The organism is Marvinbryantia formatexigens DSM 14469 (assembly GCF_025148285.1).
In the GTDB taxonomy this organism is placed as follows: Bacteria; Bacillota; Clostridia; order Lachnospirales; family Lachnospiraceae; genus Marvinbryantia; species Marvinbryantia formatexigens.
On record NZ_CP102268.1, the window covers coordinates 3,304,417 to 3,316,707 of the forward strand.

Below are 12,291 nucleotides of genomic sequence, written 5' to 3' on the forward strand. Positions count from 1 at the left end.
TATAATGGTCTCGACGCGGTTACGGTATAGGACCGCAGAAACTGGTTATGATGTGAAAATAGTATGATATTTGGAGGTTTGCAGATGTTTCGCAGTTTACCGCAGTATGATGTAATTAAGACGGAAGAGATTGCCGATGTCAAGTCGACCGGCACGCTGCTGCGTCACCGCAAAAGCGGCGCGCGCATCCTTCTTCTGGAAAATAATGATGAAAATAAGGTATTTGGCATTGGCTTCCGCACGCCGCCGTCGGACAGCACGGGCGTGGCGCATATCCTGGAGCACAGCGTGCTCTGCGGGAGCGAGAAATTCCCGTCCAAGGACCCGTTTGTGGAGCTGGCAAAGGGGTCGCTGAACACCTTTCTGAATGCGATGACCTATCCGGATAAGACGGTATATCCGATAGCGAGCTGCAATTTCCAGGATTTCTGTAATCTGATGGAAGTGTATATGGACGCGGTGTTTTTCCCGAATATTTATCATAAGGAAGAGATTTTCCGGCAGGAGGGCTGGAGCTATATTCTGGAAAATCCGGAGGACGAGCTGACCTGCAACGGTGTGGTATACAATGAAATGAAGGGGGCGTTTTCCTCGCCGGACGATATGCTGGACCGTGAGATTATGAATTCCCTGTTCCCGGACACCCCCTACGGGGTGGAGTCGGGCGGTGACCCGAAGGTGATTCCGGAGCTGAAATATTCGGATTTTCTTTCCTTTCACAGCCGCTATTATCACCCGTCCAACTGCTACATTTACCTCTACGGGGATATGGATATGGAGGAGCGGCTGGCGTGGCTGGACAGAGAATATCTGTGCAGATATGACGCAATGGAAATCGATTCCGCCATTCCCCTTCAGAAGCCGTTTGACAAGCCGGCGGAGCTGACGATTGCCTACCCGGTTTCCGAAGCGGAGGAGGAAAAGGACAACACGTATCTGGCATGGAATGTGGTAGTGGGCGAAGCGTCCGATGTCAATCTGTCCTTTGCGATGGCGGTGCTGGAGTACGTGCTGCTCTCTGCGCCGGGCGCTCCGCTGAAGCAGGCGCTTCTGGACGCGGGCATCGGAAAGGACATCGAGGGCGGCTACGACGGCGGCATCCTGCAGCCGGTGTTTTCTGTGGTAGCAAAGTTTGCGAATGCGGAGGATAAGGATAAATTCGTTTCCGTAATCCGGGAAACGCTGCAGAAGCTGGCGGATGCGGGGCTGGAGAAGAAGGCGCTGCTCGCCGCCATCAACAACCTGGAATTCAAGTTCCGCGAGGCGGATTACGGCAACTTCCCGCGCGGACTGATGTACGGCATCGACACCTTTGACAGCTGGCTCTACGACGATAACGCGCCGTTTGATTACCTGAAGCAGCTTGAGGTCTGCCAGTTCCTGAAGGAGCAGACGAAAGGGCGTTATTTTGAAGAGCTGATAAAAAGCTTCCTGATTGAAAATACCCATGCTTCCGTGATCGTCATGGAGCCGGAGTGCAATCTGACGGCAAAGGAGGACGAGCGCGTGCGCGGGAAGCTGGCGCAGTACAAGGCGTCCCTGTCTGCGGAGCAGATCGCGGAGCTGGTGGAGAACACGAAACGGCTGCGCGCCTTCCAGGAGACGCCGTCCACGCAGGAGGAGCTGGAGAAGATTCCGCTGCTCAGGCTTTCCGACATCGGAAAAGAGGCGGCGCCGCTGTACAATAAAGAAGAAAACGTGGATGGCACGACGCTGGTCAGCCATGAAATCGATACCAATGGGATTGCCTACATCGATTTGCTGTTTGACGCGGCGGCGGTGCCGGGCGATAAGGTGGAATACCTTGGCGTCTTAAAGGGCATCCTTGGCATGGTGGACACGGAGCATTACAGCTACCGCGAGCTCAGCAACGAAATCGACATCCACTCCGGCGGAATTTATCCGGCGGTGGACGTTTTTGCGGATACGGCGCATCCGGGAAATTACTGTGCAAAATTTGAAATGAAGGCGAAGGTGCTCTATGCGGAGCTGGATTTTGCCTTCGATATGATGGAGGAAATTCTGCTCACGTCGAAGCTGACGGACGAAAAGCGTCTCTATGAAATTATTGCGCGCATGAAATCGCGGATGCAGATGCGTCTGAATTCTGCCGGACATCAGGCGGCGGCAAACCGCGCAATGTCGTATTTCTCCGGCACGGCGGCGTTTGGCGACCGCACAACCGGAATCTCCTTCTATAAGACAACAGAGCTGTTGGAAGAGCAGTTTGATGATAAGAAGGAAGAGCTGACAGGTATTTTAAAGGAGCTGATGGCGGTGCTTTTCCGGAAGGAAAACCTGCTGGTCAGCGTGACGGCGGAGCCGGAGGCGCTGGATAAGATAAAGGAGCGCATCCGTCTGCTGCAGAAGAAGCTGGATGCAGCGTGCGCAGAAGCGGCAGGAGAAGAAACGGCAGATGCAGCGGCAGGTGCAGAAAATGCCGGTGCAGCAGCGTGCGCAGACCGGGCGGATAAAGTGAGTGCATTACACGGACTGGCGGCGCCGCTTGGCAAAAAGAACGAGGGCTTTGCGACCTCCTCGCAGGTCCAGTATGTGGCGACGGCGGGCAACTTCTGCCGGGCAGGCTGCACCTACACCGGGGCGCTGCGCATTTTAAAGACCATTATGGCATATGAATATCTGTGGACGAACATCCGCGTGCAGGGCGGCGCATACGGCTGCATGAGCGGCTACGGGCGCACGGGCGATACGTATTTCGTATCCTACCGCGACCCGAATCTCGGAAGAACGCTGCAGGTGTATGAGGGCATCACGGAATATCTGAAGAGCTTCAGCGTGAGCGACCGCGACATGACAAAATATATCATCGGAACGATGAGCGAGGTGGACACGCCGCAGAATCCGCAGGCAAAGGGCGCCAGATCGCTGGCGGCGTATCTGTGCCACATCACGCAGGAGGATTTGCAGCGTGAGCGCGATGAAATCTTAAGCGCCACGCCGGGAAATATCCGGGCGCTTGCGCCGCTGGTGGAGGCGGTTCTGAAAGAGCACTGCATCTGCGTAATCGGAAACGGAGAGAAGATAAAAGAAGAGAAGGAGCTGTTCTGTGAGGTAAAGCCGCTCATTGGCAGCGGCTCAGACGGGTCGCAGCCGGGCTGAACGGTTACGCTTACCGGGCAGGGAGAATGTGAATGAAACTGGATTTAAACGAATTGAAAAATAACGGCGGTACAAAATCGGGGTTCGTGACGCTCATCGGGCGTCCGAACGTCGGCAAATCCACGCTGATGAATCATCTGATCGGGCAGAAAATCGCGATCACCTCGCGCAAGCCGCAGACGACCAGAAACCGTATCCAGACGGTCTATACCTGTGACCGCGGGCAGATTGTGTTTCTGGATACGCCGGGCATCCACAGGGCGAAAAACAAGCTCGGCGAATACATGGTAAACGTTGCCGAGCGCACGCTCTCCGAGGTGGATGTAATTTTATGGCTGGTGGAGCCGACTACCTTTATCGGCGCGGGCGAGCAGCATATCGTGCAGCAGCTTAAAAAGGTAAAGCAGCCGGTGGTTCTGATTATCAATAAAATTGACACGGTGCAGAAGACGGAGGTGGCGAAATTTATTGACGCCTACCGGAAAATTTATAATTTTGCGGATATTATCGCGGCGTCCGCGCTGCGCGGACAGAATCTGCAGGAAATCATAGATGTCATCTTTAAATACCTGCCCTATGGACCGATGTTTTACGATGAGGATACCATCACCGACCAGCCGCAGCGCCAGATCGTTGCGGAAATGATACGCGAGAAAGCGCTGCGCTGCCTGGACGAGGAGATTCCGCACGGCATTGCGGTGGCAATCGACCGCATGACGGAGCGGGAAGATGGGGGAATGTTTGACATTGACGCGACCATCATCTGCGAGCGGGATTCCCACAAGGGTATTATTATCGGCAAAGGCGGAGCGATGCTGAAGAAAATCGGCTCCGCAGCCCGGACGGATATTGAAAATATGCTGGAGGCGAGGGTAAACCTGAAGCTCTGGGTGAAGGTGAAAAAGGACTGGCGGGACAGTGATTTTCTGATAAAGAATTTCGGCTACGATAAAAAGGAAATCTAAAAGCGGAGCGTGCGATGAGTGAGAGACTGGAACTGACAGGCATGGTGCTGTCTGCCGTCCCTGTGGGGGAATACGACAAGCGAATCGTGCTTCTGACGAAGGAGCGCGGGAAGATAAGCGGATTTGCCAAAGGCGCAAGGCGGCAGAACAGTCCCCTTATGGCGGCGGCAAAGCCGTTTTCTTTCGGAACCTTCGAGTGTTACGAGGGACGCACCTCCTATAATATCTACCAGGCGCAGATAAGCAATTATTTCGAGGGGTTGTCCCTGGATTTTGAAGGGGCGTATTACGGTATGTATTTCCTGGAATTTGCTGATTATTATGCGCGGGAAAACAGCGATGAGAAGGAGCTTTTAAAGCTTTTGTACGTTTCCCTGCGCGCGCTGGAGAATCAGCATCTGCCCAAAAAACTGGTGCGGTATGTCTTTGAGCTGCGGGCAATGGTGATAAACGGGGAGTATCCGGAGGTCTTTTGCTGCACGGTCTGCGGGAGCACGGAGCATCTGACGGGATACAGTCATGCGGGAAACGGCGTGGTCTGCGCGGACTGCCTGCGGGCGGCACATGCGGAGACGCTGCTGGAGTCTACCATATTTACGATGCAGTACGTGGTTGCGACGCCCCTTGAGAAGCTGTACACCTTTACAGTGTCGGAGGAGGTGCTGGAAGAATTCGCGCGCCTGCAGGACCGCTTCCGGAGAACATACGTTGACAGGAAATTCAAAACGCTGGAGATTTTGGAAAGTTTGCAGATTTAGAGTTGAAAATGAGGGATAATGTTAGTATAATCATTTATGAATGACTTTGGGAGGATTGATGGATGAAAAAGGGGTGCGTCATAGGTTTCGTGCTGTGTTCCGGTCTGCTTTTAACGGGCTGCAGCAGCTTTTCGCCGGCGGTCAGCGGAATCTCCATAGACAAGAAGGGAGCTGTCACGGAGTTCGTACGCGAGGAATTTGATCAGAGCTACTATGACAAAGGGGAGCTGGAGGAAGGGCTGGATGCCCAGATGAAAAGCTACAACGACAGCGCCGGGACGAAGGCGGTAAGGAAGCAGAGTCTCAGCGTAAAGGACGGCATAGCGCAGCTTCGCATGAAGTATGCCAGTACGGAGGATTACGCAGAATTCAACCATCTGGACTTTTACGCCGGGGATATCCAGGGCGCGGTGCAGGCGGGGTATGCCTTCGAGGGAAAGTTTGCGGAGGTGACCGACGGAAAGGTCTCGCAGGAGACGCTGGTGTGGGGTTCCGCCATCATGACAGGGAAAAATTATCAGACGGTCGCGCTCCGGCAGGCGATGCTGGTCGAGGTTCCGGGGACGATTAAATATGTCAGCGAAAATGTAAAGGTGACAGACGCATCCACGGCGGTCATCGAGGAAAACGAAACGGCGTATATTTTATATGAGTGAGGAGAATGATTTATGGAAAAGACAATGGAAAAAATCGTAGCGCTTGCGAAATCAAGGGGATTTGTTTATCCGGGCAGCGAGATTTACGGCGGTCTGGCAAATACCTGGGATTACGGCAATCTGGGCGTGGAGCTGAAAAACAACGTAAAGCGCGCATGGTGGCAGAAATTTATCCAGGAGAATCCGTATAATGTCGGTGTGGACTGCGCGATTCTCATGAACCCGCAGACCTGGGTGGCTTCCGGACATCTGGGCGGATTTTCCGACCCGCTGATGGACTGCAAAGAGTGCCACGAGCGTTTCCGTGCCGATAAAATCATAGAAGATTACTGTGCAGAGAAGGGCATCGCGCTGGAGGGCAGCGTGGATGCGTGGACACAGGAGCAGATGAAGAACTTCATTGATGAGCACAATGTTCCGTGCCCGACCTGCGGAAAGCATAATTTTACCGATATCCGTCAGTTTAATCTGATGTTCAAGACCTTCCAGGGCGTAACGGAGGATGCAAAAAATACGGTTTATTTAAGACCGGAGACGGCGCAGGGCATTTTCGTAAACTTTAAGAATGTGCAGCGCACCTCCCGGAAAAAGATTCCGTTCGGTATCGGTCAGATCGGAAAATCCTTCCGCAACGAGATCACGCCGGGCAACTTTACCTTCCGTACCAGAGAGTTCGAGCAGATGGAGCTGGAATTCTTCTGCGAGCCGGATACCGACCTGGAGTGGTTTGCGTACTGGAAGCAGTTCTGCCTTGACTGGCTGCACAATCTCGGCCTGAAGGATGACGAGGTGCGTTACCGCGACCACGAGAAGGAGGAGCTGAGCTTCTACAGCAAGGCGACCACCGACGTGGAATTCCTGTTTCCGTTCGGATGGGGCGAGCTGTGGGGCATCGCAGACCGTACAGATTATGACCTTACCCAGCATCAGAATGTATCCGGACAGGATCTGACGTATTTTGACGATCAGAAAAACTGGAAGTATGTGCCGTACGTTATTGAGCCGTCGCTGGGCGCAGACCGTATGGTGCTTGCGTTCCTCTGCAGCGCTTACGATGAGGAAAATATCGGAACGGAGGAGAAGCCGGACATGCGTACCGTGCTGCACTTCCATCCGGTGCTCGCTCCGGTGAAGATCGGTGTGCTGCCGCTCTCCAAAAAGCTGAATGAGGGCGCGGAGAAGATTTTTGCGCAGCTCTCAAAGAAATACAACTGCGAGTTTGACGACCGCGGAAACATCGGAAAGCGTTACCGCCGCCAGGATGAAATCGGCACGCCGTTCTGCGTGACCTACGATTTCGAGTCCGAGACCGACGGGGCGGTCACCGTCCGCGACCGCGATACGATGGAGCAGGTTCGCGTGAAAATCGACGAGCTGGAAGCGTATTTTGCAGATAAATTTACGTTTTAATGATGAAATATCTTTGGTAGCGTGCGCCAGTCTGCCCTGAGCAGTCTGCGCGCTCAATATAAAAACATTTTAGGAGGAAATTATCATGAAGGGTAATATTGTAGTAGGACAGTCCGGCGGACCGACAGCGGTTATCAATTCCAGTCTCGCTGGTGTTGTCAGCAAAGCAAGAGAGCTTGGCGTAAAGAAGATTTACGGTATGCATCACGGCATCCAGGGCTTCCTCAATGAAGATCTGGTAGATATGGGCGAGTACATTAAAGAGGACAAGGACATCGAGCTCTTAAAGAGAACGCCGTCCGCATTCCTTGGCTCCTGCCGTTACAAGCTGCCGAAGATCGAGGGCAACGAGGAAGTTTACGACAAGATTTTTGCGATCCTGGAAAAATATGACATTGAGTGCCTGTTCTACATTGGCGGAAACGATTCTATGGATACCATCAAAATGCTGTCTGATTACGCAGCTTTGAAGGGCAAAACACAGAGATTTATGGGTGTTCCGAAGACCATTGACAACGACCTTCCGATTACCGACCACTGCCCTGGATACGGCTCTGCAGCAAAATATATCGCAACTTCTCTGAAGGAAGTTATCCGCGACAACGCAAGCTTTGGTATCGAAAAACCGACCGTTCTGATCTGCGAGATCATGGGACGTCATGCAGGCTGGCTGACAGCAGCGGCAGCGCTGTCCAGAGACGAGGACTGCGAAGGTCCGGATATGATCTACCTGCCGGAAAGAACCTTTGACTACGACGATTTCCTTGCAAGAATCAAGGATCTCTCCGTGAAGAAGAGCTCTGTAGTGGTAGCTGTTTCCGAGGGCGTGAAACTGGCTGACGGACGTTTCGTATGCGAGCTGGGCGGCGGCTCTGATTTTGTAGACGCATTCGGACACAAGCAGCTTTCCGGCTGTGCGGTAACGCTGGCAAACAAGGTTGCGGCAGATACCGGTCTGAAGACCCGTGCGATTGAGTTCTCCACTCTGCAGAGAGCGGCAACACACGTTGCTTCCCTGAACGATATCAACGAGGCATTCAACGTTGGTTATCTGGCATGCAAGGCGGCTGACGAAGGTCAGACAGGTATGATGATCACCATTGATGTGAAAGAGAGAAGCCCGTACCAGGTAGGATACGGCATCTACGACATCCATCAGATCGCAAACGTAGAGCGTCCGGTTCCGGATGAGTGGATTTCTGAGGACGGCACCGACGTTCTGGAAGGCTACGTTGAGTATGCGCGTCCGCTGATCCTCGGCGAGCTTACTCCGCTGATGGTAAACGGTGTTCCGAAGCATCTGGTACTGAGCAGAGATAGCTATCGCAAATAAAAAACATCCGGAGCATGATGTGATGCCGGGGTATTTGATACTTACGGCGTTGGTGCACTGCACTGCCAGATATCCGTGCCCTAAAGGACTAGCCCTTGCAGGGCGTCGCAAGCACGGTACCTGGCTCATTGCCCGCGGGAATAAAAGTGTAAGATGGGGCTGCCTTGGCAGCCTCATTTTTGTTGCCGTGCATACGACAAAAACGTCCGGTGGACTTTTTTTACTCCGAAAATAATTTCTGAGACAACAATAAATGTTTAAAAATTCAAGAAAATACAAATAATTCACAGTATTTTAGACAAATTAACATCTAATAAAAATTTATTTGAAAAATATTTAAAAATAGTGTTGACAAATCTGAGGGGCTGTGCTATTATAATTTCAACAACAACAAATACCTGTTAAGTGACGAGAAAGCTTAATAAACTATTTGATAGTTGTTTAGAAAACGAAAGGAGGTTAGTCCAATGGACACAGAAGTCTCATGTAATATTCAATATGAATGTGGTAAAGCAAATGTATCCTGCGGAAATGACCTTTATATCTGAACCGATTAGAATCGAATATATCGAGCTTAACCGAAGAAAGAAAACGGATTACAGATGATAAAGCATTTGCTATACATATTGAATTAAATTTCTGGAATGAAGATTTATCAGTGCATGAAGCAGAAGATAGACAAAGCGGAAGATGGTACAATATCTGAAATCAGAAAAAATCGGAAGAAGAAAAGCTGCTGATAAATAGAGAATGACAGAATAAAGACCACGTAAAATGATGATACACGATGGCAGGATGAAAGATACTTCGGTTAAACATTATCATATAGATGACGACGAACAAAAAAATAAGTTAATATGGAAAAGAAAAAGACCGTTATCCACTGCGATAGCGGTCTTATTACTGACATTGATAGCGGATATTTTTACTGGATACTCCTCCGGCAGGCGGCAAAAACGGCTCTTGCATTTCCGTGAAAGCTGTGCTATAGTGATAATGAAAAAAGCAACCGCCCACAAGGTGGGTTGACCAGATTGGGACAGAAAATCCACCCCTTAGGGTCAAAGTTTTAGGGTGGTTTTTCTATGCGTTAAGACACTACTTCAAATTCACGGAAATGAATGTCAGTAATGCCAATATGAACATGCCGAAAGCCATAAGGTCTTTGAAATCAAATGAATGATTGTTCATATGCATCACCTCCACACTATGTAGAATGAAGGTCTTCCCACCCTGCAACACGGTTGCATGCTTATGATATCACATAAATGAATAATAATCAACAAAATATCGGAAAAAGAATATCGAAGAAATTACTTGACATATCCGGGAGAGTATGGTATTCTTTCTAAGACTGCCGAAGACAGCAGGTGCCGCAAGGCATAAGGTTCAAAACGCCTGCCGAGGAGTAAAGAATTTCGATAGAAATGATTTATGAACCTCTCTGTCACGCAGAGAGGTTTTTTGGCGGTACACAAACGAATAAGGAGGTGCACCATTCATGGCAAAAGTGGAACAGAAGAAGCCGATCGTAGCCGAGATCAGTGAAAACATCAAAGATGCGCAGTCAGTGGTTCTCGTTGCTTACAGCGGAATCAATGTAGAGCAGGATACCGCTCTTCGTAAAGAGATGAGAGAAGCTGGCATCGTCTACAAAGTGTACAAGAACACAATGATGAATTTTGCGTTCAAGGGCACAGAGTGCGAGCCGCTTACCAGTCATCTGTCCGGTCCGAATGCGGTTGCTATCTGCAAGACGGATGCGACTGCTCCGATCAGAATCGTTGCGAAATATGCAAAGACCGTTCCGTCTCTTAAATTGATCGCTGGTGTGGTTGAAGGCGGATATTACGATGAAAAGGCAATCCAGGCGCTGGCAGACGTTCCGTCCAGAGAAGTATTGCTTGGAAGACTGCTTGGCAGCATGCAGTCGCCGATTGCAAACTTTGCGCGTGTTATTAAGCAGATTGCAGAAAAAGAAGCAGAAGCATAAGGCAGGAGGAGCTTTCCTGTAAAAATTATCAAAATAAAAACGGAGGAAAATGAAAATGGCAAAATTAACAACTGCTGAATTTATTGAAGCAATTAAAGAGTTAAGCGTATTAGAATTAAACGAATTAGTAAAAGCTTGCGAGGAAGAGTTCGGTGTATCCGCAGCAGCAGGCGTTGTTGTAGCAGCAGCAGGCCCGGCAGAAGCTGAGGAAGAGAAGGACGAGTTCGATGTAGAGCTGACAGAAGTTGGTCCGAACAAGGTTAAGGTTATCAAAGTTGTTCGTGAAGCAACCGGTCTTGGTCTGAAGGAAGCAAAAGAAGTTGTAGACGGCGCTCCGAAGGTTGTAAAGGAAGCAGCTTCCAAGGCAGAGGCAGAAGAGCTGAAGACAAAGCTCGAAGCAGAGGGAGCAAAGGTTACTCTGAAATAAATATTACTGTTCCCGGCAACGGAAAAAGAACAGAAAAGATAAGGACTGGTGCATTGCGCCGGTCCTTTTTTTATGTTACACTGGAGTTGTCCGGAAATTATCTAACAGTCAGATGTTCCGCGGCGTTCGCCGGATGCGTGTGCAGGCATTCACGCCTGGCTTATTGCCCGCGGGAATAAAGTGCCGGACAGAAGATGAGACATGAGAAAAGGGGGAATTTGAAAATGGCTACACCACATAATGCTGCAAATATGGGCGATATCGCCGAGACAGTTCTGCTTCCGGGAGATCCGCTCCGCGCGAAGGTGATCGCGGAGACGTATCTGGAGGATATCACACAATTTAACAGCGTGAGAAATATGTTTGGATACACGGGCACGTATAAAGGAAAGAAGGTGTCCGTTATGGGAACCGGAATGGGCTGCGCGTCCATCGGAATTTACAGTCATGAGCTGATTCATTTTTATGGAGTGAAAAATCTGATTCGCGTCGGTTCCTGCGGCTCCATCGCAAAGGACATTAAGCTGGGCGAAATCATCATGGCGCAGGGCGCCTGCACGGACAGCAACTACGCGCACCAGTATCAGCTTCCGGGAACGATGTGCGCGATTGCGGACTATGAACTCTTAAAGACGGCGCAGGAAACAGCGGCGGAATTTGGCTATCCGTACCGCGTCGGAAATATCCTTTCCTCGGATATTTTTTACACGGAGACGCCGGAATGGCAGCAGTGGGCAAAAATGGGCGTGCTTTCTATCGAAATGGAGAGCTTTGCTCTGTACTGTAATGTGGCGCGCGCAGGCGTGAAGGCGCTCGGTATTTTCACCGTTTCCGATTCCATCGTAAATGGTGAGGAGCTGGATGCAGAGGCGAGACAGAATGGGTTTACCAATATGATGCAGGTGGCGCTGGAGACGGCAGTCAGAATTTAACATGAAAGTCCCGGACGGCAGATACGGGAATGCGCAGCATGGAGCATCTGGCTTTCATGTATGAACAACCAGAGAATTCCCGGACGGCAGATACGGGAATGTAAAGCATGGAGAAAAACGCAGAATGGACGGAGAACAGAGACGGAAAGAAATCATCAGACTGCTGGAGACGGGATGCGAACCCGTCTCCGGCGCTGCGCTGGCAAAGCGGTTCGGTGTCAGCCGCCAGGTGATCGTGCAGGACATTGCGCTGCTGCGCGCGACAGACAAGACAATTCTTTCCACAAACAAGGGCTACCTGATTTACGGGGGGAATCACCGGAACATGTGCAGAAGGACGGTTGCGGTGAAGCATACGGATGCGCAGATGAAGGATGAGCTGTACACGCTGGTGGACGCGGGCGCGCGCGTACTGGACGTGGTGGTGGAGCATGATGTCTACGGGCAGATTGCCGCGGATTTGATGATCGCGTCGAGAAGAGACGTGGATGAGTTTATTGCCAGGATTTTTGCCAACAGGGCGAAGCCGCTGAAGGAGCTGACCTGCGATACGCATTTTCATACGCTGGAGGCGGAAAATGAGGAAATTCTGGACGAAGCGGAAAAAAGATTAAAAGAAAAGGGATATTTACTTGATTTTGCCGGAAACTTGTAGTATGATTGCCAGGTGACATGCAGGTGACAAGACACTTGACAA

General features: G+C 50.8%; 10 protein-coding genes and 1 other annotated feature. All 10 genes read left to right on the top strand.

Annotation, left to right across the window (positions count from 1 at the left end; all coding sequences use genetic code 11):
• Positions 1 to 84 precede the first annotated feature (84 nt).
• The 10 genes from NQ534_RS15400 to NQ534_RS15445 all read left to right on the top strand — a co-directional run bounded on the left by NQ534_RS15400 (position 85) and on the right by NQ534_RS15445 (position 12,249).
• A complete protein-coding gene (locus NQ534_RS15400) occupies positions 85 to 3,120 on the top strand; it encodes an insulinase family protein (protein WP_176944182.1) in 3,036 nt (1,011 codons plus the stop codon).
• Positions 3,121 to 3,152: 32 nt separating this feature from the next.
• Positions 3,153 to 4,085 carry a GTPase Era gene (era, locus tag NQ534_RS15405; RefSeq protein ID WP_006862648.1) on the top strand — a complete coding sequence of 311 codons (933 nt, stop codon included), beginning with the start codon at positions 3,153 to 3,155 and terminating at the stop codon, positions 4,083 to 4,085.
• A 14-nt stretch (positions 4,086 to 4,099) separates the two neighbouring features.
• Entirely contained in the window at positions 4,100 to 4,843 is a 744-nt protein-coding gene (gene recO / locus NQ534_RS15410) for a DNA repair protein RecO (RefSeq protein WP_006862649.1), read from the top strand.
• A gap of 62 nt (positions 4,844 to 4,905) precedes the next feature.
• Positions 4,906 to 5,499 (top strand): hypothetical protein, encoded by a 594-nt coding sequence (locus NQ534_RS15415; protein ID WP_006862650.1) that lies wholly within the window; start codon positions 4,906 to 4,908, stop codon positions 5,497 to 5,499.
• 12 nt (positions 5,500 to 5,511) lie between these two features.
• Positions 5,512 to 6,909 (top strand): glycine--tRNA ligase, encoded by a 1,398-nt coding sequence (locus NQ534_RS15420; RefSeq protein WP_006862651.1) that lies wholly within the window; start codon positions 5,512 to 5,514, stop codon positions 6,907 to 6,909.
• A gap of 85 nt (positions 6,910 to 6,994) precedes the next feature.
• Entirely contained in the window at positions 6,995 to 8,242 is a 1,248-nt protein-coding gene (locus NQ534_RS15425) for a 6-phosphofructokinase (protein WP_006862652.1), read from the top strand.
• Between the two features lie 1,339 nt (positions 8,243 to 9,581).
• Positions 9,582 to 9,717, top strand: a sequence feature (ribosomal protein L10 leader region).
• A 26-nt stretch (positions 9,718 to 9,743) separates the two neighbouring features.
• Positions 9,744 to 10,235 carry a 50S ribosomal protein L10 gene (gene rplJ, locus NQ534_RS15430; RefSeq protein WP_006862655.1) on the top strand — a complete coding sequence of 164 codons (492 nt, stop codon included), beginning with the start codon at positions 9,744 to 9,746 and terminating at the stop codon, positions 10,233 to 10,235.
• Between the two features lie 55 nt (positions 10,236 to 10,290).
• Entirely contained in the window at positions 10,291 to 10,662 is a 372-nt protein-coding gene (gene rplL, locus NQ534_RS15435) for a 50S ribosomal protein L7/L12 (RefSeq protein ID WP_040783844.1), read from the top strand.
• Between the two features lie 224 nt (positions 10,663 to 10,886).
• Positions 10,887 to 11,594, top strand: a complete 708-nt coding sequence (gene deoD, locus NQ534_RS15440) for a purine-nucleoside phosphorylase (protein WP_040783846.1) — start codon at positions 10,887 to 10,889, stop codon at positions 11,592 to 11,594.
• 124 nt (positions 11,595 to 11,718) lie between these two features.
• A complete protein-coding gene (locus tag NQ534_RS15445; protein ID WP_006862660.1) occupies positions 11,719 to 12,249 on the top strand; it encodes a transcription repressor NadR in 531 nt (176 codons plus the stop codon).
• The last annotated feature ends 42 nt before the right edge of the window (positions 12,250 to 12,291 follow it).